Raw genomic sequence first — 26,323 nt, 5'->3', positions numbered from 1 at the left:
CCGGCAGCGGCTAGCTGATTCTGGCGCGATTCTTCAGGAAAACCTCGTGGCGACCGTGGTCGTCCTGGCCGGTGAAGGCCTTGAATTCGCCCAGTTCATACCGGGTCACGTTGTTCCTGACCTCGATGTTGATCTCGAAGTCCGCGCTGAGCATGGTTATCCGCTTCTCGATTTCACCGGTATCCAGTGGCTCGCCGTCCGCGTTCAGCATCTGGTCTGCGCGGATTGGGCCCTTGGCATTTTTCAGTGCCTTGTAGACGGGATCGTGCTCCACGGTCTCCCGGGGGGCGGGTGTGCCAGTGTGCTCTAGTGCGGCAAAGATAGCCTTCCCGATCTCCTCGGCCACTCGGGGCGGGAAGGCATTGCCGATTTGCCGGTAGCGCGAAGTCTTCTTTCCCAAGAAGTCCCAGGCTCCGGTGCCGGGGAAGCCTTGGATGAGCTCCACCATCTCGGTCGTGAGCTTCGGCCCGACGGCGAATTCGTCGTCCGGCCCGGGCGGCTCGTTGGCGACGCCTAGCGCATCGACGCCCAGTTGCGCCCACGCTCGCTTAGCCCGGGTCGGGCCGAGGTCTGCCCCGCCGTGCTTCTTGGAACCGCCGACAATCGTGGGACCGATCTTGTTGGCAGCGGAGACCCAGGCGTCGAGGTGCTTCCAGCCCCGGGATCCCATGAGCTCCCGCAGTGTTTCCCCCACCGTGGGGGCATCGCCCTGGGGCTCCGGCCAGTGGAAGTACGCAGCGTCATCGGGCTTGAACGCAACCAGGACGAAACGAGGGCGCAGCTGTGGTACGCCGAAGTCTGACGCTTGGAGCAGGCGCCACTCGCCGATGTAGCCAAACTCGGCGAGCTGATCGAGAACGTGCTGCCGGTAACCAGCAAATCTGGGGAGGCTGAGCCCTCGGACGTTCTCTAGCAGAAGAGCTCGAGGCTGGATGATGCCAACCTGCTCGATGGCCCAGGCGAAGAGGTCTCGTTCGTCGTTCGCGCCAAGCTGCTTGCCTGCGATGGTGAAGGGCGGGCACGGTACTCCGCCTGCGAGAAGGTCGACATCTCCGGCGTAGTGCTTCGGCTCCCACACGTCAGGATCCGCTACGTCCCCAACGGCTACTTTGGCATCGATCTTGAGCTTCTCGCGGAAGTTCGTTTCCAGAGTGTCGGCCGCGGTCTGGTCGAGCTCAACAGCCAGTTTGTGCTTGAAGCCAGCGCGGTGCAGCCCGAGAGCCTGGCCGCCTGCACCGGCGCAGATCTCGATGACGTTGTACTTCATGTGTGGTGCCTTCCGGGTGGAGCCGAGCTGCGCGCAGTCCTCATCGGGTATCTTCCCTCACGGACTAGTGGCTCGGCTTGATTGGGTCGAATGAGTGGTGAGCGTGTCGTCACCTGACAGCGGGGACGCCCGGGAGCGTGCGCACGCTAAGGGTCTGTACCCAGCGCCTTCGAGCGAAGGCAGGTCGCGGAACATGCGCGCGAACCGCCGGACCGACACGAAACCCGAAGTGGCGTTGCGTAGTGCCTTGCATCGGCTGGGTTACCGCTACCGCAAGGACCTCCGGCTCGATCTGCCTGAGGGGGTCCGGGTCCGGCCTGACGTCGTATTCACAGCGCGGAAGGTGGCCGTCTTCGTGGACGGTTGCTTCTGGCACGTCTGCCCCGAGCATGGCAGGCAGCCGACTTCCAACGAGTGGTACTGGACACCGAAGCTGCGCCGCAACGTCGAACGTGATCGAGCGGCCAACGACGCTTTGGGGCGTGCAGGCTGGCACGTCGTGCGGATCTGGGAACACCAGCCGCTGGACGACGCGGTCGCTGCCGTTACGGCTGTGGTCGAACATGTGTACGACAGTAGCGCCACGGACCGACAAGAACGCTGATGCCGGCGGTTGGCTTCACCGGATCTGGTGACGGCGGCAGGCGGGCCAAGCTGGCTGGGATGGCCTTCTGGGGCGCAGACTGAGCGCGTGCGGGTGGCCGTCCGGGTTTTCGGGGTTGTGCAGGGCGTGGGGTTTCGGCCCTTCGTTCATCAGCTTGCCTCCCGGCTCGGGCTCGCCGGCTTCGTGGGGAACGACGTTCGCGGGGTTTTCGCCGAGGTCGAAGGGGAGGCCGTCGAGGCCTTTCTGGTGGCGCTCAAGACCGAAGCGCCGCCGCTGGCCGTTGTCGACGAGATTCAGGTCCGGGAAATCGCGGCGAAGGGTGACGTCGGGTTCGTCATCGTCGAGAGTCCGGGCGAGGGAGTGGCCGACACGCTGATTTCCGCCGACTCCGCCACCTGTGACGACTGCCTGCGCGAAATGCGGGATCCGGCCGACCGGCGGTTCGGGTATCCCTTTGTCAACTGCACCAACTGCGGGCCCCGCTTCACCATTGTCACCGGTGTTCCCTATGACCGGCCCTTCACCACCATGGCCGGGTTCGAGATGTGCGCCGAGTGCAAGCAGGAGTACGAGGACCCCGGGGATCGGCGGTTTCACGCCCAGCCCGTCTGCTGCCCCGCCTGCGGGCCCACCTTGCGGTTCGAACCCGGCGGTGGTGACGCGATCCACAAAGCGGCCGAGGCGCTGGCGCAAGGTGCCGTTCTGGCTGTCAAGGGGCTCGGGGGTTATCACCTCGCCGTCGGGGCCCGGCATGAAGAGGCGGCGCGGAACCTGCGCGCGAGGAAGCATCGGGAGGACAAGCCCTTCGCCGTCATGGTCGCCGATCTGGGCCAGGCGAGGGAACTCGCCGAAGTGGACGATGCCGCGGAAACGGCCTTGTGCAGCAGACGGCGGCCCATTGTGTTGCTGCCGAAGAAGGGGGAGCTGGCGGCCGCCGTCGCGCCGGGGAACCGGCGGATCGGGCTCATGCTGCCCTACACCCCGCTGCACCACCTTCTGCTGGAACTGACCGGGCCGATCGTGCTGACCAGCGCCAACGTCTCCGACGAGCCCATCGTCTACCGGGATGACGAACTCGGGCGGCTGGGCGACATCGCCGACGCGTTTCTCACCCACGACCGGCCCATCCACATTCGCACGGACGACTCCGTGGTGCGGATAGTGCGGAACCGGGAGCAGTTGCAACGGCGTTCGCGCGGTTACGCGCCCGAGCCCGTGAGCCTGAAACAACCGGCGAAACAGCACCTTCTCGGCTGCGGCGCCGAACTCAAGAACACCTTCTGCCTCGGCAAAGGCCGGCACGCCGTTCTCTCGCACCACATCGGCGACCTCGAGAACTACGAGACCCTCAGGTCCTTCACCGAGGGCATCGAGCACTTCAAGCGCCTCTTCGACGTCGACCCCGTGGTCGTCGCGCACGACCTGCACCCCGAGTACTTGTCCACGAAATACGCCCTCGACCAGGACGCCGAGCTGCTCGGCGTGCAGCACCACCACGCCCACATCGCGTCCTGCTTGGCCGACAACGGGGAAGACGGGCCCGTGCTCGGCGTCGCCTTCGACGGCACCGGCTTCGGGCCCGACGGCACCATCTGGGGCGGGGAGTTCCTGCTCGCGGACCTGACGACCTACCAGCGGCTGAGCCACCTGAACCCGGTGAGAATGCCCGGTGGGGCGCAAGCCATCCGGCAACCCTGGCGGATGGCCGCGTCCTATGTGGACGCACTCGGGCGACCGGCGCGGGAAGACGTCGTGAAGCTCATCCGCAGCGGCCTCAACTCACCGTTGACGTCCAGTGCGGGACGCCTGTTCGACGCCGCCGCCGCGTTGCTCGGCGTCCGGGAGACCGTCAACTACGAAGGCCAGGCCGCCATCGAGCTGGAGCAGCTGGCCGATCCGGCGGAGAAAACCGCGTACCGGGCGCGCGTGGACGACGTCGTCCACGGCGAAGACCTCATCGCCGCCCTGCTGGACGACCCCAGTCCCGAGGCGACGCGAGCCGCGCGGTTCCACAACGGCGTCGCCGACGCCATCGCGCGGACGTGCGACCGGTTCCGCGAGCACAGCACCACCGTCGCGTTGTCCGGTGGCGTGTTCCAGAACGTCTTCCTGCTGGACCGGACCGTGGAGAACCTGGAGAACAGCGGCTTCCGCGTGCTGACCCACCGCAGGGTGCCGGCCAACGACGGCGGGATCAGCTTCGGGCAGGTTGCCGTAGCCAGTCGTACCACTCGGTGAGACCGTCGCCGCGGGTCGCGCTGACCTGGAGAATCGCCGCCGAAGGGTTCACGCGGCGGGTGTCCCGGGTGAACTCGTCGACGTCGAAATCCACGTACGGCAGCAGGTCGATCTTGTTCAGCAGCACCAGGTCCGTCGCCGCGAACATGTGCGGGTACTTCAGCGGCTTCCCCGGTCCCTCGGTCACCGACAGGATCACCACGCGCGCCGCCTCGCCGAGGTCGAACAGGGCCGGGCAGACCAGGTTGCCGACGTTCTCGATGAACAGCATCGACCCCCGCGCGGGCGACAGCGAGTGCAGCGCCCGGTGCAGCATCGACGCGTCCAGGTGGCAGCCGGCACCCGTGTTGATCTGGACGACCGGCGCGCCCGTGGCCTTGATGCGCTCGGCGTCCAGCAGCGTCTCCTGATCACCTTCGATCACCGCGCACGGCGTGTCCGAAGAGGAGATGGTGCGCTCCAGCAACGTCGTTTTCCCGGCGCCCGGCGAACTCATCAGGTTGATCGCGAAGACGCCGGACGCGCGCAGGTGTGCGCGGTTGTGCTCGGCCAGGTCGTCGTTCTTCGCCAGGATGTCCTGCTCCAGCAGCACTGTGTGCGTCTGGTCGGTGATCCGGACGTCGGAGTCGGAACAGCCGCAGGTATCGCACATGTCAGACCACCTCTACCGATGTGATGCGCAGTTCGCGCCCGGCCAGCACTTCGACGTTCGCGCTGGTGCACGGGCAGAGCAGGATGAAGTCGTCCAGCGCGAACTCGGCGCCGCAGTCGCGGCAGCGCGCCCGCCCGGACGGCTCGTCGATCTCCAAGCGGGCGCCGTCGAGCGACGTGCCGCTGCACAGGACGTCGAAGCAGAAGCGGACGCTGTCCGGCACCACGCCGGACAGCCTTCCGATCTCCAGCCGCACGCTCGTGACCGTCGCCTCGCCGAGGCGGGCGACGATCGCGTCGACGACCGACTGCGTGATCGACATTTCGTGCATTCAGCAGATCCTCGGCAGCGGGTCCCCGACCAGCAGGTCCACGATCCGGGTACCGCCGAACGCGGTGTTCAGCAGCACCAGGCCCGGCGGGTCGTCGGCGACCCGGCCGATGATCGCCGCGTCCGCGCCCAGCGGGTGCGAGCGCAACGCCGCCAGCGCGTCCGAAGCCTGGGCGCCGTCGACGACCACCACGATCCGGCCTTCGCAGGCGACGTACAGCGGGTCGATGCCGAGCAGCTCGGACGCGCCGCGGACCTCGGTGCGGACCGGCACGGCCTTCTCGTCGACGACCACCGCGACGTCCGCCGCCTTGGCGATCTCGTTGAGGATCGTCGCGACGCCGCCGCGGGTCGCGTCCCGCATCGCGCGCACACCCGGCACCGCGGCCAGCAGGCCGGCCACCAGGTCGTGCACCGGCGCGGTGTCGGACTCCAGGTCGGCGTCGATGTCGAGCTCGCCGCGGGCCAGCATGATCGTGACGCCGTGGTCGCCGATCGGCCCGGAGACGAGGACGGCGTCTCCGGGCTTCACGGTGGCCACCCCGAGGCCGGTGCGCGTGAGCACGCCGACCCCCGCTGTGTTGATGTAGACGCCGTCGGCCTTCCCGCGCTGCACGACCTTCGTGTCGCCCGTGACGATCTGGACGCCGGCCGCGAGCGCCGCCGCCTTCATCGACTCGACGATCTTCAGCAGGTCCTCGACCGGGAAACCCTCCTCGAGGATGAACCCCGCGGTCAGGTACAGCGGCCGCGCGCCGGAGACGGCGAGGTCGTTCACCGTGCCGTTGATCGCCAGGTCACCGATGTTGCCGCCGGGGAAGAACAGCGGCGAGACGACGTACGAATCGGTCGTCAGGGCGAGGCGGGCGTCGCCGATGGTCAACGAGGCCGCGTCTTCCAGGGGCTCCAGCAGCGGGTTGCGGAACGCGTCGAGGAAGACGGCCTCGATGAGCGTCTGCGTCGCCTTGCCGCCCGCGCCGTGCGACAGCGTGATGCGCTCTTCGCGGACCTTCGCGCGCCGGCGGCGGGCGCGGTCGATCCGGTCGAGCACCTGCTGCTCGCGGTCGGACGTCGTCATCGGCACCGCGATCGTCGAGCGCCGCTCAGACGTGCTCATGCCGGCTCGCCTCCCGCACGCGCGTGCGGCTGAACCGCCCGAAGTTGTAGTACGCCGCGCAGGCGCCTTCGGGCGAAACCATGCACGTCCCGATCGGCGTCTCCGGCGTGCACGCGGTGCCGAACACCTTGCACTCCCACGGTTTCAGCACCCCCTTGAGCACCTCGCCGCACTGGCACGCCTTCGGGTCGGCGACACGCAGGCCGGGGATCTCGAAGATGCGCTCGGCGTCGAAGGACGCGTACTTCTCGCGGACGGCCATCGCCGAGTGCGAGATGAACCCGAGGCCGCGCCACTCGAAGTACGGCCGCAGCTCCATGACCTCGTTGATGGCCTTCAACGCGACCATGTTCCCGTTCCACGGAACCACCCGCGAGTACTGGTTCTCCACTTCGGACCGCTTCTCGGACAGCTGCACCATCAGCATGTAGATCGACTGCAGGATGTCGAGCGGTTCGAACCCGGCGACGACCACGGGCTTGCCGTAGTCGCGCGCGATGAACTCGTAGGGCCGGCAGCCGATCACCGTCGAGACGTGCCCCGGGCCGATGAACCCGTCGAGCCGCAGGTCGGGGGAGTCGAGGATGGCCTTGATCGCCGGGATGATCGTGACGTGGTTGGCGAAGACCGAGAAGTTCTCGATGCCTTCGGCGGCCGCGCGCAGCAGCGTCATCGCGGTGGACGGCGTGGTCGTCTCGAAGCCGATGGCCATGAACACGACCCGCAGGTCCGGGTTCTGGCGGGCGATCTTCAGCGAGTCCAGCGGCGAGTACACCATCCGGATGTTGGTGCCCTCGGCGTTCGAGTCGAAGAAGTTCCCGCCGGAGCCGGGCACGCGCATCATGTCGCCGAACGACGTCATGAGCACGCCGGGCTGCCGCGCGATGTGGATGGCGTCGTCGACGCGGCCCATCGGGATCACGCACACCGGACAGCCGGGCCCGTGCACCAGCGTGACGCTCTCGGGCAGGTAGTCCTCCAGGCCGTGCTTGTAGATGGTGTGCGTGTGCCCGCCGCAGACCTCCATGAACTTGTACTGGCGGCCCGGCTCGCACAGCGACGTGATCTTCGCGGACAGCGCCCGCGCCTTCTCCGCGTCGCGGAACTCGTCGACGAAACGCATGACGACTCCTTATTCGATCTGGGATTCGAGCAACGCGGCCATTTCGTCCTCGTACGCCTTGCCGATGCTTTCGAGGAAGTCCAGCGCGGCCGCGGCCTCCGCTTCGTCTATTTTGGACAGTGCGAAGCCGACGTGGATGAGGATCCAGTCGCCCGGCTTCGGCGGGTCGTCGTCGAGCAGGCCGATGTTGATGAGCCGCTTGACGCCGCTGACCGAGACTTTCGCGAGGTCCGGTCGATCCTCGCTGATCTCGATGATTTCGCCCGGGATCCCGAGGCACATGGCTCAGACCTCCGTCTTCTGTTTGCCGGGCAGGGTCGGGCTGGTGCCCCAGGCGAGCTCGGTGACGGCGCGGACCGCGGCCGGCACCGCCCCCTCGACCTCCGGGGAAAGCCCGATCCCTTCGTCGAGGCACGCGGGTTCGCAGCCGACGATCAGCACCCGCCCGGCGTCCCCGCCGAGCAGCCGCAGCAGCCGGAACACGGCTTCGGGCTGCATGCCGTGTGCGTCGATCGAGGCCGACGCCGCCAGGTCGTCGACGTCGGCTTCGATGAGCGAGAGCGTGCCGGGCGGCTTTCCGTGCGGGGTGGCGTCGAGCAGGATCGTGGTGTCGTAACCGCCGAGCAGGTCGTAGGCCAGGTGCAAACCCGCGATGCCGTAGTCGGCGATCTGCACCCACTCCGGCAGTTCGGTCCCTTCGAGCTCCTTGATCACCTCGACGCCGAAGCCGTCGTCGCTCAGGAAGATGTTGCCGATGCCCGCCACCAGCACTCGTGGCCTCATTCCGCGACCTCCAATGGCTCGATCTCGTCGGGGGAGAAGTACCGGAACCGGCCGTGCGTGACCTGCAGGTCGGCGGCCGGATCGTCGTCGAGGGTGACCGCGACGTACCGCACACCGTCCACATCGGACAGCACGTTCCGGACCGTCGCGGTCAGGCCGGCGAGGAACATGTCCTGGGCGTCGGTGCCGCGCAGGTTCGGCCGCAGCCGCACCTTCGACCCGGCGGTGACGTCGACGCCCGCGACGGTCACCGTCTCCGGCTCGGGCTCCCCGGTGACCGACCGCAGGTAGCGGACGGTGCCGTGCAGCCGGTCGAGCAGCTCCGGCGGCATCGCGTCGACCCGGTCGACGATCGCCGCCGCGCGCGGGTCGGTGGCCCGGGCCTGGCGTTTCTCTTCGTCGGTCAACGTCATCGTGCGCAGCGTCAGTATCTCGTCGATCTCGGTGCCGTCGAACAGGTCGCCCTGGCTCTCCGCGGCGATCGCCGGGTCGTCGTACAGGATGATCGGCGACGCGAGGATCGCCCGGCTGCGCGCGGTGTCGCCGATCAGCACCGGCCACAGCCGCTCTTGCCGGCACGCCTCGACGGCCGGCTTCGCCCACTCCGGCGGGTCCAGCATGGACAGGAAGTGCCCGGTGTCGACGCCGAGCACCAGGTGCGCGGCGACCAGCGCGTGGTGCAGGGCCTGCTCACGGGTGCCGTCCGTGCGCGACGCCGTCGTGTTGTACAGGTCCAGGCGCACCCGGGCGCCGCCGAACGGGCCGTCGAGGGCGTCGAGCCGGACGCTGAGGACGCCCGAGAGCGCCTGCGTCCGCCGGACCAGCGCACAGCCCTCGCCGACGTCTTCGCGTTCTTCGCCGCCGGGCACGGAGAACGGGGTGTCGGCGGGCAGTTCCGCCAGCGGCAGCACGAAGTCCAGCTCACGCTCGACGGCTTCGTCCCAGGTCGTGTACTCGACGCCGTCGACGGTCGCCGTGTCGACAAAACGACCGCCGTTGTGGACCAGACGTGCCTGCGCCTGTAGGAACCGCAGCTTGACGTGCAGGATCGTGTGCGCCAGGGGTTCGAGCAGGCATTCGACGCGCGCCGACGCGTGCTCGCCGATGTCCGCCGAGGCGTACGACGGCGGCATCAGCACCCCCCACTGCCAGCGCACCTTGTTCTTCCCGGCCGACGCGCGGTACGGGTAGAGCAGGTAACCCTCGTAGAGGACGGCGTCGCCGACCGCGCGGGCCTGGTCGAGGACGTTCACGGCTCACCGGCCAGCAGTCGTTCCATCGCCGCTTCCCAGGTCGGGATGGCGTGGCGCGCCTTGTACTTGAGCAGCGCGTCCACCGTCTCCTTGGGCAGCTTGATCCACGCGACGTTCGGGAAGTAGCGGTCGACCAGCTCGTCCCACACCTTCACCGGCATCCGGTACTCGGCCTGGGCGTGCCACGGCACCTGCTCCACCCAGAACCCGGTGCCGCCCTTGCCGAACACCGTGCCGCTGAACAGCAGCACCATCGGCACGACACCTTCGGTCAGCGCGTGGAAGTACTTGCCGGCGGCCACTTCCAGGTCGTAGGTGCACGGCACCTCGGCGTCGATCTCGGTGGCGCCGGTGAAGCCGGGCACCGCCACCGACACCGTCGTGAACTGGAACGGTTTCAGCGTTTCGCCCCACCGGGAGCGGTCGCCGAAGAGGTGGGTGAGCAGCTCGGTCTCGTCGTCGGCGTACCGGCGCCGCTGCGGTTCGATGCGGATCTGGACGCGCAGCACCATCGCGTGGATCGGCTGCCCGGACAGCTCGGTGATCCGCAGCTTGAACGCCAGCGTCGGCGACGCGGCGTACTTCATCGGCTGGACGTCGACGCAGTCGAAGGTCAGCTCAGCCATCCGCCACGACCTCACTGCGTTCCCGCAGGCTCGCGAAGAAACCGTCGATGGCCTCGTGCGCCTCGGTGCCGCCGTCGAAGCCGCGCCACGTCGTCCGCACGATCCCGACCAGCTCGTAACAGACGTCGATCGGCACCAGGAAGCACTCGAAACCCAGGTCGAGCTTGTTCAGCAGGAACGCTTCGACGTCGTCGGCGACGTCGGCGAACGCCGGGGTGTCGGCCAGCAGCTCGTCCCAGGTGCCGAGCGGCAGGAGCGACTCGGTCGCCCCTGCCGGGCTCGGGTAGAACGCGACCGTCCGGTCCTGCACCGAGTTGCGGAACAGGAACGCCGTCTTCACCGGGATCCCCGCCGTCTCCCACAACGCGGCGCCGGGGGCGAACCGCGGCGCGTGCCGGAACCGCTGCGGCACCGCGCGGTGCCGCTTCCCGCCCGCGCCGCGGTGGGTGAAGAGCAGGTAGCAGCCCCGGCAGGTGCACATGATCGCCCGCGACTCGAGGTCGATCACGTGCCCGTGCTCCCCGCCGATCGGCTCGGCGCACAGCTCGCACCGTTCGCCGGGTGCCGTCCGCTGGACGGGGTTGCGGAACCTGCGCAGCCCGCCCGTCACACCGGCTCCGCGGGGACCGGGCACTCGAGTGCTTCCAGCGGCAGCAGCGGACGTCCGCCCGGGCCGGTCTGCTCGGGCACGACCCCTTCGACGTGGACGTCGGAGATCTCCGGCGCCGCTTCCCGCACCACCTTTTCGATGGCGTACTTCGCGGTGACGGTCGACGACGGGCAGCCGTCGCACGTGCCCTGCAGCTGCAGGCTGAGCACGCCGTCGGCGTCGATCCCGACCAGCTCGACGTCGCCGGCGTGCGAGCCCAGGTACGGCCGGACCTTGTCGAGCGCCTCGGCGACGCGCTCGTGCGTGGACTTCGGGTGCAGGTCGTGCAGCACGAGCAGGCCCCGGACGTGCTCGTCCTCGGCGAGGCGGCCCAGCAGGAGCCGGTCCGCCCCGCCGACGACGTCCACGATCCGTTCCAGCCCCGCGCCGTAGAACTCGAGCAGCGTGTGGACGAGCTCCTCGGCGATCTCGGCGTCCGGGCCGGAGAACTCGCCCAGCAGCTGCTCGATGCGTTCGCCGACCCGGCCGACGTCCGTCATGCGATCTCGCCGCCGAACGCGTGCGGGGTGTGCAGCCGTTCGACGACCTTGCCCTTGCCGGTGTACATGTGGACGCCGCAGGGCAGGCACGGGTCGAAGCTGCGGACCGCGCGCATGATGTCGATGCCCTTGAAGTTCTCCTGCGTGTTCTCCTCGAAGATCGGCGTGTTCTGCACGGCGTCCTCGTACGGCCCCGGCGTGCCGAAGCTGTCGCGGACGCTGCCGTTCCACGGCGTCGGCGGGTACGGGTGGTAGTTCGCGATCTTGCCGCCCTTGATCACCATGTGGTGCGACAGCACCCCGCGCACCGCTTCGGTGAAGCCGCAGCTCACACCTTCGTCCGGGACCTTGAACGGCTCCCACGTCTTCGTGTTGCCCTTGCGGACCTCACCGAGGGCCTGCTCGGCGAAGTGCAGCGCCATCGCGGCCGAGTACGCCTGGAAGTACGTCCGGGCGCGGTTGCGCTCGAGCGCGTTGCTCCACTGCGGGATCTTCCACTCGAAGCTGACCTCGGGTTTGGTCGCCGTGCGCGGCAGGTTGATCGTGACGCTGTGCCCGGTCGACTTGACGTACGGCGTGTCGACGAGCCCGGCGAGCGCGGTCACCCACAGGCGCGCGATCGGGCCGCCGCCGGTGTCGAGGGCCAGGTGGTCCTTGCCGTCGAACCAGCGCGGCGACATCGTCCACGAGTACTTGCTGTCGAAGTCGCGCTTGGCCGGGCGCGGGATGGTGTGCTGGTTCCACGGGTGGCGCTGGTCGACCGGGTTGCCCAGCGGGTCCTGCGTGACGAACATCGGCTGGTCGGCCCAGTCCTCGTAGAACGAGCTGCCGAGCAGGATCCGGATGCCGAGGTTGATGTCGAGCAGGCTGGTGGTGACGAGCTTGCCGTCGACGACCACGCCGGGCGTCACGTACATCTTCCGGCCCCAGGACTCCATGTTCTCGTAGCTGAAGTCGCAGTACTCCGGGTTGTTCAGGCTGCCCCAGCAGCCGAGCAGGATCCGGCGCCGGCCGACCTCTTCGTACCCGGGGATGGCTTCGTAGAAGAAGTCGAACAGGTCGTCGTGCATCGGCAGGCAGCGCTTCATGAACTCGACGTAGCGCATGAGCCGGGTCAGGTAGTCGGTGAACAACTGCACGGTGGCGACCGTGCCGACGCCGCCCGGGTACAACGTGGACGGGTGGACGTGCCGGCCTTCCATCAGGCAGAACATCTCGCGCGTGCTCCGGGAGACCTGCAGCGCTTCCCGGTAGAACTCGCCCTCCAGCGGGTTCAGCGAGCGCATGATGTCGCCGATGGTCTTGAAGCCGTGGTCGCGCGCGTGCGGCGCTTCGGTGCGGTTGGCCTGCTCCAGGACGCCGGGGTTGGTCTCGGCGACCATCTTCTCGCAGTAGTCCACCCCGACCAGGTTCTCCTGGAAGATGTTGTGGTCGAACATGTACTCGGCGGCTTCGCCGAGGTTGAGGATCCACTCGCCCAGGTGCGGCGGGCGGACGCCGTAGGCCATGTTCTGCGCGTAGACCGAGCACGTCGCGTGGTTGTCGCCGCAGATCCCGCAGATCCGGCTGGTGATGAAGTGCGCGTCGCGCGGGTCCTTGCCCTTCATGAAGATGCTGTAGCCGCGGAAGACCGACGACGTGCTGTGGCACTCGACGACGCGCTTGGCCGCCCAGTCGATCTTCGTGTAGATCCCGAGGCTGCCGACGATCCGGGTGATCGGGTCCCAGGCCATCTCGACGAGGTCGGTCCGGCCCTTGGTGCTCACGCCCTTGTCCGTCATTTCCCGATCCCTTTCAGCGCCACGAGGACTTGTAGCCGGTGTCGAGCTTCTTGCCCGTGCGCCGCCACTTGGGCTCCTTGTCGAGCTTGCGCTCGGTGATCTGCCGCAGCCGCCGGATCACCGACCCGTACGCGCCGCTGGCCAGCGACGACACGTGCGCGCCCGGGGGCTCGTCCATGAACGGCATGAACTTGTCGGGGAAGCCGGGCATGGTGCAGCCGATGCAGATGCCGCCGACGTTCGGGCAGCCGCCGACGCCGTTGATCCAGCCGCGCTTGGGCACGTTGCACTTGACGACCGGGCCCCAGCAGCCCAGCTTCACCAGGCACTTGGGGGAGTCGTAGGTGTCGGCGAACTGACCTTGCTCGTAGTAGCCGCCGCGGTCGCAGCCCTCGTGCACGGTCGCGCCGAAGAGCCACTGCGGCCGCAGGTGGTCGTCGAGCGGGATCATCGGCGCCTGGCCGGCGGCCTGGTACAGCAGGTAGACGATGGTCTCGGACAGGTTGTCCGGGTGGGTCGGGCAGCCGGGCACGCAGACGATCGGGATGCCGGCGCCGGACTTCCAATCCCAGCCCAGGTAGTCCGGCACGCCCATGGCGCCGGTCGGGTTGCCCTCCATCGCGTGGATGCCGCCGTAGGTGGCGCAGGTGCCGACCGCCATGACCGCCAGCGCCTTGGGCGTCAGCCGATCCAGCCATTCGCTGGTCGTCATCGGCTGGCCGGTCTCGGGGTTGTTCCCGAAGCCGCACCAGTAGCCCTCTTCCTTGATCGCTTCGTTCGGGATCGACCCCTCGACGACCAGGACGAACGGGTCCAGCTCACCGCGGTCCGCCTTGTGGAACCACTCGATGAACGTGTCGGCCCCCGTCTCGGGCCCGCACTCGAAGTCGATCAACGGCCAGTGGACCGCGATCTTGGGCAGGCCGGGCAAGGCGCCGAGGACGATTTCCTCGATGCTCGGTTGCGTGGCGGCGGTCAGCGCGACGGAGTCGCCGTCGCACGACAGGCCGGCGTTGATCCAGAGGATGTGGATGGGCTTCTCTTCGGTGTCTGACGCGTGCGTCACGGCTGGTCACCTAACCCCGAGCTCGTCGAGCGCGCCGAGGGTGAGTTCCCACAGCGCGTGGTAAAGGGTCGTCTGGGCTTCCTGGATGCGGTGCACGGACGGCGACGGGACGACGAAGAGGTGGTCGATGCTGTCGAGCTCGGCCATCTTCCCGCCGTCGTAGCCGGCGATGCCGACCGTCACCATGCCGAGCCGGGCGGCTTCGTCGAAGGCGCGCAGCAGGTTCGCGGAGTTCCCGCTGGTGGACAGGCCCACCGCGATGTCGCCGGCGCGCCCGAACGCGGCGAGCTGCCGGGCGAACACGACGTCGAACCCGATGTCGTTGGAGAGCGCGGTCACCACCGCGATGTCGTTCGTCAACCCGAAGGCGGGCAACGGTTTCGCGGCACCCGCCGGGCTCAGGAACAGGCTGGCGAGGTCCTGGGCGTCGGTCGAGCTGCCACCGTTGCCGAACGCGAGCAGCCGGCCGCCCCCGGCGAACGCGCGAGCGACGTCCTGGACACAGGCGAACAGGTGCTCGCGATCGGCCGCCAGCACCTGGGCGCGCAACGCGACGATCTCGTGCACTTTGTCCACAGTGGACTTTTCGACCTGATCGAGGACGGCGTCGACGTCACTGGACCCCGCGTAGAGGAACGGGTACAGCGCTTCGAGACCGTCCGCGCCCACGGGGGTGTGTTCCCGCGACATGGCGCGTCAACTCCTCGGCTAGGAATTCTCCAGGCGAGCGATGGCTTCCCCGGCGTGCACCAGGATTCGGTCGCCGACGCCGGCCGAAACCAGCGCCACGCTCACCTCTTCCCGGCCGGAGCCGGTTTCCACAACGGCGAACCCGAGGTCCAGGAGTTCGACCACGGTCACCTCGACCGCGGTGTCCGAGCAGGTGATGCACACCCCGTCGTGGCAGACGGGGGTGGCCGCTCTGTCGGCGTCAGCGGCGCTCAAGACGCCACCTCCGGAGCCAGGACGCCGGGTTGCTCGAAGAAGACGTGCACGAGCTCCCACAGCACGTGGTAGGTCGTCACGTGTACCTCCTTGACGACCCGCGGGTCGTCCGAGTGCGCGATGAAGACGTGGTCCAGCCCAGTAGTCGCGGCGATCGCGCCGCCGTTACGACCGGTCAGCGCGACGGTGAGCATGCCGAGGTCACGGGCCGTTTCGAGAGCGCGCTTCACGTTGCCGCAGTCGCCGTCGGTGGAGATGCCCAGCGCGATGTCGGCCGGTTCGCCGAGGATCCGCAGCTGGTGGGCGAAGATGTCGTCGAGGCCGGCGCGGCTGGCCACGCCCGTGACGGTCGCGACGTCGGCGGTCAGCGAGACGGCGGGCAGCGCGCGCTTGCCGACGATCACCGGGTGCACGAACTCCACGGCCACGTGCTGGGCGTCGGTGCTCGGGCCGCCGTTGCCGAAGACGACGAGCTTGCCGCCGCGGTGGAACCGGCGGGCCATGCCGTGGCACGCCCGCGCGACCTCCCTCGCGTCGTCGGCCAACGCCAGGACCGGCCCCTCCCGGCGCGCGAAGAGCGCGTCGACGGAGTCGGGGTGATTCGGTGACCACGGCATCGCGGCACTTCCTCGGGAGCTGCTCGGTGGTGGGAGCTTCCCCAGGCTAGAGGTGTGAGTTGGATCACACAATAGATCTACTCGGGTGATTCGTGGTCCGTGATGGTCGGCGGAGCGTGACTTTTTCGCTCGTTCCTCCGGCATCAGTGTTGGTGCTCGCGGTCGCCCCGATCGTGCTCCGCCCGGGCCAGCCACAGTTCGGCCTCATGGGCGGCGCCCCGCGACCGCAGCATCCGGGCCAGGCTGAGCATGCCCTGGACGTCCCCCGTTTCGGCGGCGCGGCGGAACCACCGCTCGGCTTCGGAGAGGTCCTCCCGGTGCTCGGCGAGGTGCCCGAGGTTGGTCAGGGCCGGGACGCTGCCGTGTTCCGCGGCCTTGCGGTACCAGGCCGCGGCCTCGCCTTCGTCGCCGCGGTTGCGGGCCAGGACGCCGAGGTTGGTCATCGCGGCCGGGTCGCCCCGCTCGGCGGCGTCGAGGTACCAGTTCTCGGCTTCTTCGAGGTCGCCGCGCCGGTGCAGCAGCAGCCCGAGCCGGACGATCGCCTCGACGTTGCCGCTGATCGCGCCCTGCCGGTACCAGTTCTCGGCGTCGGTGGGCCGGCCCAGCCGCTCGGCCTGCCGGCCCAGCTGGCACGCGCCCCCGAGGTCGCCGGCCAGCACGGCCGAGCGCCACCACCGGGCGGCCTCCGCCGCCTGGCCGCGGTCGCGGAGCAGGATGCCCAGGTCGATCATCGCGCCGGTGTAACCGGCGTCGGCGGCCTGCCGCAGCCACGACTCGGCCTCTTCGGTCTTCCCCTGCTCACGCAGCAGGTGCCCCAGCGCGGCCATCGACGACAGGTCGCCGGTGCGCGCGGCCTCGCCGAACCAGTGCTGGGCGTCGTCGCGCTTGCCCTGCCGCTCGTAGGAGCGGGCGAGGTTCAGCATCCCGTGCGGGTCGCCGGCCAGCGCCGCCTCGTGCCACCAGCGCTCGGCCTCTTCCAGCAGGCCGCGCTCGTTGAGCAGGTGCGCCAGCGCCGTCATCGACGTGCGGTCCCCGCCCATGGCGGCCTTGCGGTACCACGACTCGGCCTCGTCGACCTCCCCGCGCTCGCGCATCGCCGCGCCCATCCGGGCCATGGCGACGACGTTGCCGCCCTCGGCGGCCTTGCGCTGCAGGTAGTCGTCGAAGTTCGAGTTCCACTTCTTTAGCCGACCGGGCATCGGCCTGCTCCCTCCGGCTGGTCCTTGCTCCGGTAGTCGCAGTTCATGGGCCCGATGTGACATCTCTGCCATGGGTGGGCGAGATCACATTCGCGCCAGGCCGTCGTGTCGACGCGGTTTTCCCACGTCGACAGCAGGAAGACTACGCCGCGCGTACCCCCAGGTGAGAGGAGAAAATCTTGGCGGCCCGCGGCTTTCGGCTCAGCGTGACGCAGCGAACTCTGCTGGTAGTCGCGATCCTCGCGGTCGCCCTCTTCGGCTACTGGGCGACGAGAGGGGCGGGCGCGACCCCGTCCGCCGGCCCATCGACGTCTTCCGCCGCCCCTTCGGGGCCGGTCCCGGTCAACGCGGCCGACGCGCAGAAGCAGCTCGGCGAGCTGACCGTCGCGGCGCGGACGTCCATGGACGGTTACTCCCGTGAGAAGTTCCCGCACTGGGCGAGCCAGGGGTCGAGCTGTGACACGCGGGAAGTCGTGCTGAAGCGCGCCGGCAAGGACGTCAAGACCGACAAGGACTGCAAGGCGACATCGGGTACCTGGACGAGCGTCTACGACAACGAGACGTGGACCACGGCGACCGACCTCGACATCGACCACATGGTCCCGCTCGGCCAGGCCTGGGCGAGCGGCGCGAAGGCGTGGACGACCGAGAAGCGCGGGCAGTTCGCCAACGACCTGACCCGGCCGCAGCTGTTCGCCGTCACCGACAACCTCAACCAGCAGAAGAGCGACAAGGCGCCCGACCAGTGGAAGCCGCCGCTCGTGGCGTTCTGGTGCACCTACGCGACCGACTGGATCGTCGTGAAGCACTTCTACGGGCTGACCGTGACCGAAGGTGAGAAGACCGCCTTGACGGACATGCTCCGCCGCTGCTGAGCTGACCGCCATGACGACGTTCGCGTTGATCCACGGCGGCGGGGGCAGCGGCTGGGACTTCCACCGGCTGGTGCCCGAGCTCGCGGCCCGCGGCCACGACGCCGTCACCCCGGACCTGCCGATCACCGATCCTTCGGCCGGGCTCGCGGAGTTCACCGAGACCGTGCTGGCCGCGTTGGGCGACGCTTCGGACGTCGCCGTCGTCGGGCATTCGTACGGCGGCTTCACCGCGCCGCTGGTCGCGGCGAAGGTGCGGGCGCGGGTGCTGGTCTACCTCGCCGGGATGATCCCGGTGCCGGGGGAGCAGCCGGGACAGTGGTGGGGCAACACGGGTTTCGCGGCGCCGACCGGGCTGAGCGAGACCGAGCAGTTCTTCAACGGCGTCGCGCCTTCGCTGGCCGAAGAGTGCCAGGCGCACGTGCGTGATCAGGTGAGCAAGGAATGGGACGAGCCGTGGCCGCTGCCGGCCCACCCGGACGTCCCGACGCGAGCGGTGCTCTTCCGCGACGACCGGTTCTTCACGCCGGACTTCCAGCGCCGGGTGGCCCGCTCGCGGCTCGGCGTCGAGCCGGACGAAGTCGACGGCCCGCACTGCGCGCCGCTCAGCCACCCGGCCGCCATCGCCGAGAAGCTGGTGAGTTACCTCTAGCCCAGCTTTGAGCCGTTCGGGCTACCGGCAACCTTTAAAGGTCTAGACCTATTGACTGTGTGGTCCAGGCCACTTAACGTCTGTTTCGCGGCGAACCCGCACCTCCCACCTGTTTCACCTCCGCCCCGGTCCCCGCCATGGAGGTTCCCCCGTCATGCGCTTCGCCAGGATCTTCGCCTTGACGGCCTTCGCCGCCGGCAGCCTGCTCGTCGCTCCCGCCGCCCCGGCGTCCGCCGCGGCGTTGCCCGCGTGCCAGCACTTCTACACCGGCCCGATCCCGGACCGCCCGGTCACCGGCGGCCACGGCCCCGGCACCCTCGTCGGTGCCGCGGACGTCTCGAACCGGCTGCCCGCACCGGGTTCCGTCACCGGCGGCCTCGGCGCGGACGGAAAGGTGACGTTCACGTTCGCCCGCGTCAGCGGCGCCAAGGCGTACCGCGCGTTCCGCAACGGCCAGGCCCTGCAGTGGATTTCCGACTGGGGTCAGCCGACGCTCACGGTGACCGACGCGAGCCCGTGCCAGAACGCGAACTACCAGCTCTACGCGATGACGGCGGAGGACAACTCGCCCGGTTCGCTCGGCCAGATCTCCACGGCCTACCGCCTCGACACCGGCAACCGCCTCGCGACCTACCGCATCCCGGCCGGCACGACGCTGAGCTACCGCGTCACGTCGTACAACGACGTCGCCCAGACGGCGCTGGGCTACAGCGCCGGCCCGGGCTTCTGCGCGGTCGACGCCCGCAACATCCCGTGGGGCACCAGGTTTTCCGTCCCGGGCTACGGCGAGTGCTACGCGGCGGACATCGGCAGCTGGATCAAGGACGACATCGTCGACGTCTGGCTACCGGGCTCCCAGGCCGACGCGTGGGGCATCCAGCGGCTGACGCTGACGGTGCGCTAGAGCCACCTGGCCGCCGAAAGGCCGTGAAGCCTCCTTGCCGACGTCCCCCTTCGCCCCGGCAAGGAGGCCTTCATGGCTCGCGGCCGTCGAGCCACTTCAGGTACCACTCCCGAAAGCCCGTGCCGCACGGGGAAACGCCACCGTCCGACGCGCGGTCGTCGAACCACAGCCGCCCGCGTTCCGGGCCGGTGACCACCAGCCGGAAATAGGCACCGCACCCGAAGTGGGCCACTTTCAGCGAGCCGGTGATCCACCGCTGGTCGGAGTACAGGTCGTCGGGGATCTCGTTGTCGGTCGGGTGGTGCTCGGCGCGGTTCCACGCCTCCGTGAACGGGAACGGCGTCGAGAGGAACCCGGGCCGCCAGCCGTCTTCGTCGGGGCATTCCGGCGCGCTCAGTCGATACAGGCCGTAGTACGGCCCGGCGCCGTGTCCGCCCACGGACAGCAGGAAGCCGCGGTATTCCTCGGGCAGCGTCACCCCGTGGCGCGCCTCGAAGTCCGCGATCTCCGCCGCCGGCACCGGCGGTTCGAGCCGGTACCGATGCTTCCCGGCGCCGAAGCGGGTGAAGTCCGGGTCGGCCGCCGACAGGTCGGCCAGCCGGTCCCGGACTCCGGCCCACGTCACCAGCGATCGAGGTGCAGCACGTCGTCCAGCGGCTGGCGCGACGCCGGTTTGAACGTTTCGCCCGTGTAGAACGCCGTCGGGATCATGGCCGCCTGGTGGACGTTCTTCGGCAGGCCCAAGACCTCCGCCGCTTCCTGTTCGTACTTCAGGTGCAGCGTCGTCCACGCCGTGCCCAGGGTCACCGAGCGGGCCGCCAGCATGAAGCTCCACACCGCCGGCAGCAGCGAGGCCCACAGGCCGGCCTGGTTGCCCGCCGGGAGCTCGTCCGACGCCGTCTCCAGGCACGGGATCACCAGCACCGGGACGTCGCCCATCCGGTCGGCCAGGTACGCGACGCTCGACCCGACGCGCTGCTGCACCGGGGCCCGCGTCGGGTCGTCCGCGAACAGCTTGCCGGCCGCGTTGCCCGACTCCAGGTACTCATTGCACGCCCGGCCGTAGATCTCGCCGAGCGCCGCCCGCTGGGCGTCGTCGGTGACGACCAGCCACTGCCAGCGCTGGGTGTTCGAACCGCTCGGCGCCTGCAGGGCCACCTGGATGCAGTGCTTCACCAGGTCGAGCGGCACCGGCCGGTCGAAATCCAGCCGCTTGCGGACGGTCCTGGTGGTCGTCAGGAGCTCTTCGGGCGTCATCATCGCTTCATCATGCCGGGCCTACCAGCGATCGTGCACGAGCGGGCGGATCAGCTCCTCGTACGTCGCGCGGACGCCGGCCGCCGCCTCCTCCGGCAGCGGCGGGAGCGCGGCCGCGGCCGTGTTCGCCGACACCTGCGAAGGGTTGCGGGCGCCCGGGATCACGGTGCTCAGGCCCGGCTGGTCGAGGATCCAGCGCAGCGCGAACTGCGCCAAGGTCTGCCCCTCCGGGACGAGCCCGCGCAAGCGCTCGACGGCTTCCAATCCGACCTCGTACGGCACGCCCGAGAAGGTCTCGCCGACGTCGAACGCGTCGCCGCCCCGGTTGAAGTTCCGGTGGTCGTCGGCGGCGAACGTGGTGCTCGCCGTGTAGCGCCCGGACAGCAGGCCCGAGGCCAGCGGCACCCGCGCGATGACGCCGGCTCCCGCGTCCACCGCGGCCGGCAGCACCCGCTCCAGCGGCTTGAGCCGCAGGCAGTTGAGGATGATCTGCACCGACGCGACGTTCGGCCGTGCCAGCGCGGCCAGCGCCTCGTCGCAGGTCTCGACGCTCACGCCGTACGCCTTGATCCGGCCTTCCCCGACCATCGCGTCGAGGGCGTCGTAGACGGCGTCCGTGGAGTACACCGACGCCGGCGGGCAGTGCAGCTGCACCAGGTCGAGCGTGTCCATCCCGAGGTTGCGGCGCGACCGGTCGTTCCACTCGCGGAAGTTGGCGGCGACGTAGTTCTCCGGCACCTGGTCGACCCGGCGGCCCATCTTGGTCGCAATGAACACCGCATCGTGGTCCGCGCGGAACCGGCCGACCAGCCGTTCGCTGCGGCCGTCGCCGTAGACGTCCGCGGTGTCGAAGAAGGTGACGCCGGCGTCGGCCGCCGCGTGCAGTACGGCGAGGGCGTCCTTCTCGTCGACCTCGCCCCAGTCCGCGCCGAGCTGCCAGCAGCCGAGCCCGACGACCGAGACCTCGCGGCCGAGGCGGGTGATCTTCCGGTTCTCCATGCCGCGATCCAAGCACACCTATGATCGGCCGTCATGGCCATGACTGCGGGTCCGGACGGGCTGGGGACGCGGCTGCGGCACGTCCTCGAACTGCTCGACGGCGACGTCGCGAAGTTCCTCGCCGACATCGGCCTCGAGGACTACCGGCCGCGGTACTCGGCGGTCGTGCGCGCCTTGCTGGCGAAGGGGCCGCTGGCCATCCGGGACCTGGCCGAGGAGATGCGCGTGACGCACTCGGCGGCCAGCCAGACCGTCGCGCAGATGAACCGGGCCGGCCTGGTGACGCTCGAACCCGGCGCCGACGCGCGGCAGCGGATCGTCTCGCTCACGCCGAAAACGCGCGACCTGCTGCCGCTGGTGGAGGCGGAGTGGACGGCGACGACCGAGGCGTGGGAGGCGCTGGAAGCCGAGCTGCCGCACTCGCTGCGCGCTCTGCTGGACTCGATCGTCGAAGCCCTGGACCGGAAGCCGTTCCGGGAGCGGATCGGGGAGACGGAAGCCGCCCGCGAACTGCTGTGACGCCTAGGCGACGCGGAAGACCGCCCAGACGTACTTGCCGCCGGGGCAGCGCTCGAAACCCCAGTCCTCGGACAGCGCCTGGACCAGCACGAGCCCGCGGCTGCGCGCCTCGGCCGGGGACGGCGCCCGCAGCTCGGGCAGCATCCGGCCGGTGTCGAACACCCGCAGCGTCAGGTGGCCGTCGGCGTACTCCATCTCGAAGCGCTGGGGGCGTTCGCCGTGTTCGAAGGCGTTCGTGACCAGCTCCGAGGTCGCCAGCAGGACGTCCTCCAGCGGCGCCTCGGCCACGCCGAAGGCGAGCATGGCCTTGCGGGCCTCGTGGCGGGCCAGTGCCGGGGCGGTGACGTCCGACGGGAGAAGCACCTTCAGTGGCGCGGCCGGCACGGCCGTGCGCTGCGGCATCTCGGATGTCGTCATCGGGGTCCCCCCTCCCTGTGAGTTCGGTACTGTCCGCGAAGTACCCACGGCGTTGAGCAGCTAATCAGGTGCCGTCGGCGAGCTCGGATTCGTCCAGGCCCGAACGCAGTTTCTTCAGGGTCGCAGCCAGCAACCGCGACACCTGCATCTGGGAGACCCCGACGCGGCGCGCGATGTCCGACTGGCTCATCCCGGAGCCGAACCGCAGCGCCACGATCTTGCGCTCCCGGTCCGGCAGGCTCTCCAGCATCGGTCGCAGCGCCTCGCGTAGCTCGGCCTGGCCGAGCTCGGCGTCCGGGGCCCCGAACCGCGTGTGTGCGGCGTTCTCCAGCAGGTGGTCGAGCGACGCGCCGTAGCGGCCCTGACCGGCGCGGAGACCTTCGTAGACGTCCTCGATCGGGACGCCGAGCCGCGAGGCGATCTCACTCGGGCGCGGCGCGCGCGAGAGCTGCACGGTGAGTTCCTCACGCGCGGCGGAGATGTTCGCGTTCAGCTCTTTGAGCCGCCGCGGCACCCGCACGGACCAGCTGTTGTCCCGGAAGTGGTGGCGCAGCTCGCCGGAGATGGTGGGGACCGCGAACGCCAGGAAGTCCGTGCCCTGCGCCGGGTCGAACCGGTCGACGGCGTGGATCAGCCCGACCGTGGCGATCTGGACCAGGTCCTCCATCGCCTCGTCGCGGTTGCGGAACTTCCGCGCCAGGTTGCGCGCCAGTTCGAGGTGGTTCCGGACCAGGGTGTCGCGGATGCGCTCCCGTTCCGGGGAGTCCGCCGGCAAGGCGGCGAGGTGGGTGAACAGCGCGCTGACGTCGAGGTCGGACCCGCTGCTCCCGGCGGGATCGGTCACGAGCCGGCCGCCTGGCTCTCCCGGACGAGGTCGACCCGGGACAGGTAGCGCCCGTCCTCGGGGGTCACGGTCCGCTCGGCCGACGTCGCGAGCGCGGTCAGCAGCTGCCAGGAGAGACCGGTGTCGTCACCGTGGTCGGGCGAGTCCGACAGAACGGACACCGAGACCTCGATGCGCGGGCCGCTCCAGGAGAAGACACAGGTGAGCTTGCCGTCGGAGGCGGCGGGCAGCAGCAGCGAGCACGCCTCGTCCACCGCCATCCGGAGGTCCTCGACGGCGTCGAGGTCGAAGTCCTGCCGCATCGCGATGTCCGCCACGATGGTGCGCAACGTCGGCACGACGTGCGGGATCGCGGCCGTCCGCACCTCGATGACCTGCGCGCCTCCCGGCACGAGCGGGGCGTTGTCCTCCACGTTTGTTCCTTTCTCCGCACTCACGCCGGCGTAACTGGCGGTGTCCCTCGACGCCCGGTCAGCGAGATGCCCTTGGGGTGAGCAAACCAAACCCGCGTTTGATCCGCTCCACCGGCGGGCACATAGCGGTCGACGTGCTGATCCGGGGAAAGGCAGGAACGACATGGCTGACGTGAGCCGGCTGCCCAATGTGGTTGCTGAAGAATGGGAATGGCAACTGCGCGGCTCGTGCCGGGGTGCGGACAGCAGCCTCTTCTTCCACACCGACAACGAACGGGGTTCGGCGCGGGAGCGGCGCGAATCGCGGGCGAAGGCCATCTGCCAGGCCTGCCCGGTGCTGGCCCAGTGCCGCGCGCACGCGATGACCGTACAGGAGCCCTACGGCATCTGGGGTGGCCTCGGCGAGATCGAGCGGCGGCAGCTGTTCCTCCGGCAGCGCCGGGCCGAGCGCAAGGCCGTCAGTGCGCACTGAACCACGCGCCGAACACCGCTCTGAGCAGGCAGGATCCCATCGCAGGTGAGCACTCCACACGAAAGGGCGGCGGCCGTGGCGGGCTCGGTCGCTCGCTGGGTTAGGGTTGGTCCCGGAGTTGCCTTGACCGTGTCCGGTGCGGGGTCGATCCTCGCGCTACGCCGGGGTTCCCGCCCCGGATTGCGAAAGGCACGGTGACACGGTTGCCGCTTGAGACAACAGGCGCGTACCCGGCGCAGGAGCAGCGCCTGACGAGGAGAAACTGCATGCCCGCAGCCGACCAGAACGCCACCCCGCCCGGGTTCGGCATCACGCTGGACACCGACGCGACGGAGCCCCGGGTGGTGGTCACGGGTGAGCTCGATCTGCTCACCAGCCCGCAGCTGCAGGAGGCCCTCGCCGGGCTGATCGCGGACAAGCGAGCGCAGCGGGTCGTGGCCGATCTGACCGGGGTGACCTTCTTCGATTCCTCGGCCCTGAACGTGGTCCTGCGCGCCCAGCGCCAGGCCGGCGAGCAGGACGTCCAGCTCGCGGTCGTCCCGAGCCCGGCCGTCAGCCGGGTGATCGAGCTCACCGGCGTGGCCGAACACCTGAGCGTGTCGGAGGACCCGAAAGCCTGATCCCCCGCTACGGTCCTGCGGATCGATTTCGATTCGCGGATCCTGGGGGCGGCACGATGATGGGGCGCACGCATGCCCTGACCGGGTGGTGCGCGGGCTTGGCCATCGCGCCGGCGGTCGGCGCGGGCTCGGTCCACCAAGCGGTGGTCTTCGCCGCGACGACGGCGGGCTTCGCCCTGCTGCCCGACCTGGACCACCCCGGCGCGAGCGCGTCCCGCCTCCTCGGCTGGCTGACCGGCGCCCTGTCCTGGGTGCTGCGTCGCGTCTCGGCGGGTTTCTACGCCCTGACGAAGGGGCCTCGCGACGAGAACGTCACGGGCAAGCACCGCCACCTGTCCCACACGATCCTGTTCGCGGCCGGCCTCGGCGCGCTGACGTCCTGGGGCACCGAAGCCGGCGGCCCGTGGGCCGTGGTCGGCGTGGTGGTCTTCGGGCTGATGCTGGCGGAAGGCGCCCTGGGCGACTGGCTCCTGCCGGTGAGCGGCGCGGCGGTGGCGTGGTGGTTCTTCACCGCCCCACCGGACCGCGCGGGCGAGCTGGCGTCGATCACCGGCTGGCTCGGCGTCGCGGTCGCGGCGGGCTGCCTGACCCACTGCCTCGGTGACGCGCTCACCGAAGCCGGCTGCCCGTTCCTCTTCCCGATCCCCATCGCCGGCGAGACCTGGTACGAGATCCGGCCGCCGAAGCCGCTGCGGTTCCGGACCGGCAAGAAGGTCGAGAAGCGCCTGATCTTCCCGGTTTTCGCGCTGGCCGGGATCCTGCTGGTGCCGGGGGTGTGGCAGTACACGAGCAGCACGTTCCAGCGCCTGTTCATCCCCCCGACGAGCCAGCAGGCGACGACTCCCTGAACCGGCGGATCCGCTCCGCCGACGCGGCGGTGTCCGCGTAGTCGCGGGAGTGCGTGATCCGGCCGCCGGCGACCGTCATGACCATCGCGTGCGTCGAGACGAACGCCTCGCCGCCCATCTCCTGGTGCAGGTCGAACTCCGCCACCAGCACCGCCGGGTCCGACGTCTCGTGCACCACGACGTTGTCCGCCTTGACGATCCGCCGGACCGCGGCCGCGGCGGTGAACCGGCGTCGCAGCTCCTCGCGGCCCTTCGTGAAGCGGTCGGCCCCGGCCGGGGTGAAGGGCATCTCGAGCACGACGTCCTCGGCGTAGAGGTCGGCGAGGTCGTCCCACCGGTTCTCGACGGACGCCGCCAGGAACGCGTCGAACACGGCCCGCGCCGCCGAGGACGCGCCCGAGACGTTCGGGTAGTCGCGGTAGGAGGTGATCGCACCGTCCACCACCGTCACGACGCCCACCGACGAGGGGAACCGGAACGCGCGGCCGACGGCGACCAGCTCCAGCACGAAGCCGGACTCCGTCGGGGTCACGGTGACCTCGGTCTTCTCCAGGCCCAGCGCGCGGGCGCGGACGCCGCCCGCGGTCAGGGCCGCCAGGATCGCGTCGCGGCCCTCGATGCGTTCGGACCGGAACGGCAGCTCGTAGACGGCGTCTTCGGCGAAGACGTCCGACAGCGCCGAGGCGTCGATCGTCGCCATCCCGGTGCGGACCAGCTCGGCTATCTCGGACGCGGTGCGTGGCATCGGAATTCTCC

The 26,323-nt window shown here is 69.6% G+C and carries 33 protein-coding genes; 9 read left to right on the top strand and 24 right to left on the bottom strand.

Features of this window, described 5'->3' with window-relative positions; translation table 11 throughout:
• Positions 1-10: 10 nt before the first annotated feature.
• On the bottom strand, positions 11-1,267 hold the full coding sequence (locus OG494_RS35410; protein ID WP_328446193.1) for a DNA cytosine methyltransferase: 1,257 nt from the start codon (positions 1,265-1,267) through the stop codon (positions 11-13).
• A 94-nt stretch (positions 1,268-1,361) separates the two neighbouring features.
• Between OG494_RS35410 and OG494_RS35405 the strand changes: the two genes are divergently transcribed.
• Together OG494_RS35405 and hypF are read left to right on the top strand one after the other, a co-directional pair.
• The gene (locus OG494_RS35405) at positions 1,362-1,871 is read left to right on the top strand and encodes a very short patch repair endonuclease (RefSeq protein ID WP_328446191.1); all 510 of its coding nucleotides are present in this window, start codon (positions 1,362-1,364) and stop codon (positions 1,869-1,871) included.
• A gap of 87 nt (positions 1,872-1,958) precedes the next feature.
• Entirely contained in the window at positions 1,959-4,109 is a 2,151-nt protein-coding gene (hypF, locus tag OG494_RS35400; RefSeq protein ID WP_328446189.1) for a carbamoyltransferase HypF, read from the top strand.
• Here hypF and hypB read toward each other — a convergent pair.
• The 16 genes from hypB to OG494_RS35320 all read right to left on the bottom strand — a co-directional run bounded on the left by hypB (position 4,066) and on the right by OG494_RS35320 (position 16,750).
• Positions 4,066-4,761 (bottom strand): hydrogenase nickel incorporation protein HypB, encoded by a 696-nt coding sequence (gene hypB, locus OG494_RS35395; protein ID WP_328446187.1) that lies wholly within the window; start codon positions 4,759-4,761, stop codon positions 4,066-4,068. The two genes, hypF and hypB, sit on opposite strands and share 44 nt — an antisense overlap.
• 1 nt (position 4,762) lies before the next feature.
• On the bottom strand, positions 4,763-5,092 hold the full coding sequence (locus OG494_RS35390; RefSeq protein ID WP_328446186.1) for a hydrogenase maturation nickel metallochaperone HypA/HybF: 330 nt from the start codon (positions 5,090-5,092) through the stop codon (positions 4,763-4,765).
• Positions 5,093-6,169, bottom strand: a complete 1,077-nt coding sequence (gene hypE / locus OG494_RS35385; protein WP_328459118.1) for a hydrogenase expression/formation protein HypE — start codon at positions 6,167-6,169, stop codon at positions 5,093-5,095. It abuts the gene before it with no gap.
• A gap of 25 nt (positions 6,170-6,194) precedes the next feature.
• Entirely contained in the window at positions 6,195-7,331 is a 1,137-nt protein-coding gene (gene hypD / locus OG494_RS35380) for a hydrogenase formation protein HypD (RefSeq protein ID WP_326956280.1), read from the bottom strand.
• 9 nt (positions 7,332-7,340) lie between these two features.
• Positions 7,341-7,613 (bottom strand): HypC/HybG/HupF family hydrogenase formation chaperone, encoded by a 273-nt coding sequence (locus tag OG494_RS35375; protein WP_323329030.1) that lies wholly within the window; start codon positions 7,611-7,613, stop codon positions 7,341-7,343.
• A gap of 3 nt (positions 7,614-7,616) precedes the next feature.
• Positions 7,617-8,114 (bottom strand): hydrogenase maturation protease, encoded by a 498-nt coding sequence (locus tag OG494_RS35370; RefSeq protein ID WP_328446183.1) that lies wholly within the window; start codon positions 8,112-8,114, stop codon positions 7,617-7,619.
• Complete coding sequence (locus OG494_RS35365) at positions 8,111-9,367, bottom strand: hypothetical protein (protein ID WP_328446181.1); 1,257 nt, start codon at positions 9,365-9,367, stop codon at positions 8,111-8,113. Before OG494_RS35365 ends, OG494_RS35370 begins: the two co-directional genes overlap by 4 nt.
• Positions 9,364-9,993, bottom strand: a complete 630-nt coding sequence (locus tag OG494_RS35360; RefSeq protein ID WP_328446179.1) for a DUF6084 family protein — start codon at positions 9,991-9,993, stop codon at positions 9,364-9,366. Before OG494_RS35360 ends, OG494_RS35365 begins: the two co-directional genes overlap by 4 nt.
• Positions 9,986-10,603, bottom strand: a complete 618-nt coding sequence (locus OG494_RS35355; RefSeq protein WP_328446177.1) for a DUF5947 family protein — start codon at positions 10,601-10,603, stop codon at positions 9,986-9,988. Before OG494_RS35355 ends, OG494_RS35360 begins: the two co-directional genes overlap by 8 nt.
• Entirely contained in the window at positions 10,600-11,142 is a 543-nt protein-coding gene (locus OG494_RS35350; RefSeq protein WP_328446175.1) for a NifU family protein, read from the bottom strand. Before OG494_RS35350 ends, OG494_RS35355 begins: the two co-directional genes overlap by 4 nt.
• Positions 11,139-12,923 (bottom strand): nickel-dependent hydrogenase large subunit, encoded by a 1,785-nt coding sequence (locus OG494_RS35345; RefSeq protein ID WP_328446173.1) that lies wholly within the window; start codon positions 12,921-12,923, stop codon positions 11,139-11,141. The genes OG494_RS35350 and OG494_RS35345 overlap by 4 nt, the downstream gene beginning before the upstream one ends.
• 13 nt (positions 12,924-12,936) lie before the next feature.
• Entirely contained in the window at positions 12,937-13,989 is a 1,053-nt protein-coding gene (locus OG494_RS35340) for a hydrogenase expression protein HypE (protein ID WP_328446171.1), read from the bottom strand.
• 6 nt (positions 13,990-13,995) lie between these two features.
• On the bottom strand, positions 13,996-14,679 hold the full coding sequence (locus OG494_RS35335; protein WP_328446169.1) for a D-sedoheptulose-7-phosphate isomerase: 684 nt from the start codon (positions 14,677-14,679) through the stop codon (positions 13,996-13,998).
• Positions 14,680-14,697: 18 nt separating this feature from the next.
• Positions 14,698-14,934, bottom strand: a complete 237-nt coding sequence (locus tag OG494_RS35330) for a HypC/HybG/HupF family hydrogenase formation chaperone (protein ID WP_442874324.1) — start codon at positions 14,932-14,934, stop codon at positions 14,698-14,700.
• Positions 14,931-15,551 carry a D-sedoheptulose-7-phosphate isomerase gene (locus OG494_RS35325; protein ID WP_328446166.1) on the bottom strand — a complete coding sequence of 207 codons (621 nt, stop codon included), beginning with the start codon at positions 15,549-15,551 and terminating at the stop codon, positions 14,931-14,933. Before OG494_RS35325 ends, OG494_RS35330 begins: the two co-directional genes overlap by 4 nt.
• Before the next feature lie 143 nt (positions 15,552-15,694).
• Positions 15,695-16,750, bottom strand: a complete 1,056-nt coding sequence (locus tag OG494_RS35320; protein ID WP_328446164.1) for a tetratricopeptide repeat protein — start codon at positions 16,748-16,750, stop codon at positions 15,695-15,697.
• Positions 16,751-16,929: 179 nt separating this feature from the next.
• Between OG494_RS35320 and OG494_RS35315 the strand changes: the two genes are divergently transcribed.
• The 3 genes from OG494_RS35315 to OG494_RS35305 all read left to right on the top strand — a co-directional run bounded on the left by OG494_RS35315 (position 16,930) and on the right by OG494_RS35305 (position 19,178).
• The gene (locus tag OG494_RS35315) at positions 16,930-17,625 is read left to right on the top strand and encodes an HNH endonuclease family protein (RefSeq protein ID WP_328446163.1); all 696 of its coding nucleotides are present in this window, start codon (positions 16,930-16,932) and stop codon (positions 17,623-17,625) included.
• Positions 17,626-17,635: 10 nt separating this feature from the next.
• On the top strand, positions 17,636-18,274 hold the full coding sequence (locus OG494_RS35310) for an alpha/beta fold hydrolase (protein ID WP_328446161.1): 639 nt from the start codon (positions 17,636-17,638) through the stop codon (positions 18,272-18,274).
• A gap of 154 nt (positions 18,275-18,428) precedes the next feature.
• Complete coding sequence (locus OG494_RS35305) at positions 18,429-19,178, top strand: 3D domain-containing protein (RefSeq protein ID WP_328446159.1); 750 nt, start codon at positions 18,429-18,431, stop codon at positions 19,176-19,178.
• A 70-nt stretch (positions 19,179-19,248) separates the two neighbouring features.
• Here the strand turns inward: OG494_RS35305 and OG494_RS35300 are convergent, their stop codons facing one another.
• Genes OG494_RS35300 through OG494_RS35290 form a run of 3 tightly spaced genes read right to left on the bottom strand, consistent with a single transcriptional unit; the run spans position 19,249 to position 21,434 of the window.
• A complete protein-coding gene (locus OG494_RS35300; protein ID WP_328446157.1) occupies positions 19,249-19,803 on the bottom strand; it encodes an SMI1/KNR4 family protein in 555 nt (184 codons plus the stop codon).
• On the bottom strand, positions 19,800-20,438 hold the full coding sequence (locus tag OG494_RS35295; protein ID WP_328446155.1) for a nitroreductase family protein: 639 nt from the start codon (positions 20,436-20,438) through the stop codon (positions 19,800-19,802). The genes OG494_RS35300 and OG494_RS35295 overlap by 4 nt, the downstream gene beginning before the upstream one ends.
• Before the next feature lie 18 nt (positions 20,439-20,456).
• Positions 20,457-21,434 carry an aldo/keto reductase gene (locus OG494_RS35290; protein WP_328446153.1) on the bottom strand — a complete coding sequence of 326 codons (978 nt, stop codon included), beginning with the start codon at positions 21,432-21,434 and terminating at the stop codon, positions 20,457-20,459.
• Between the two features lie 39 nt (positions 21,435-21,473).
• Here OG494_RS35290 and OG494_RS35285 point away from each other — a divergent pair, with 39 nt between their 5' ends.
• Complete coding sequence (locus tag OG494_RS35285) at positions 21,474-21,953, top strand: MarR family winged helix-turn-helix transcriptional regulator (RefSeq protein WP_442874515.1); 480 nt, start codon at positions 21,474-21,476, stop codon at positions 21,951-21,953.
• Positions 21,954-21,956: 3 nt separating this feature from the next.
• Here OG494_RS35285 and OG494_RS35280 read toward each other — a convergent pair whose 3' ends face one another.
• The 3 genes from OG494_RS35280 to OG494_RS35270 form a co-directional block, all read right to left on the bottom strand.
• A complete protein-coding gene (locus OG494_RS35280; RefSeq protein WP_328446149.1) occupies positions 21,957-22,370 on the bottom strand; it encodes an ATP-binding protein in 414 nt (137 codons plus the stop codon).
• 64 nt (positions 22,371-22,434) lie between these two features.
• Positions 22,435-23,214: a SigB/SigF/SigG family RNA polymerase sigma factor gene (locus OG494_RS35275; RefSeq protein WP_328446147.1), complete on the bottom strand. Its 780-nt coding sequence runs from the start codon at positions 23,212-23,214 to the stop codon at positions 22,435-22,437.
• A complete protein-coding gene (locus OG494_RS35270) occupies positions 23,211-23,627 on the bottom strand; it encodes an anti-sigma factor (RefSeq protein ID WP_247060051.1) in 417 nt (138 codons plus the stop codon). The genes OG494_RS35275 and OG494_RS35270 overlap by 4 nt, the downstream gene beginning before the upstream one ends.
• A 163-nt stretch (positions 23,628-23,790) precedes the next feature.
• Between OG494_RS35270 and OG494_RS35265 the strand changes: the two genes are divergently transcribed.
• The 3 genes from OG494_RS35265 to OG494_RS35255 all read left to right on the top strand — a co-directional run bounded on the left by OG494_RS35265 (position 23,791) and on the right by OG494_RS35255 (position 25,567).
• A complete protein-coding gene (locus tag OG494_RS35265; protein WP_328446143.1) occupies positions 23,791-24,099 on the top strand; it encodes a WhiB family transcriptional regulator in 309 nt (102 codons plus the stop codon).
• Positions 24,100-24,365: 266 nt separating this feature from the next.
• Positions 24,366-24,719, top strand: coding sequence for an STAS domain-containing protein (locus OG494_RS35260; RefSeq protein ID WP_328446141.1), 354 nt, complete (start codon positions 24,366-24,368; stop codon positions 24,717-24,719).
• Between the two features lie 59 nt (positions 24,720-24,778).
• Positions 24,779-25,567, top strand: a complete 789-nt coding sequence (locus OG494_RS35255) for a metal-dependent hydrolase (RefSeq protein ID WP_328459117.1) — start codon at positions 24,779-24,781, stop codon at positions 25,565-25,567.
• Here OG494_RS35255 and OG494_RS35250 read toward each other — a convergent pair.
• Positions 25,530-26,312, bottom strand: a complete 783-nt coding sequence (locus OG494_RS35250; protein WP_328446140.1) for a nuclear transport factor 2 family protein — start codon at positions 26,310-26,312, stop codon at positions 25,530-25,532. The genes OG494_RS35255 and OG494_RS35250 overlap by 38 nt on opposite strands.
• Between the last annotated feature and the right edge of the window lie 11 nt (positions 26,313-26,323).

The sequence above is a fragment of the Amycolatopsis sp. NBC_00438 genome (assembly GCF_036026695.1).
Lineage (GTDB): Bacteria > Actinomycetota > Actinomycetes > Mycobacteriales > Pseudonocardiaceae > Amycolatopsis.
Note: the sequence above shows the minus strand (reverse complement) of the source record. Positions and strands in the feature narration are given on the sequence as shown.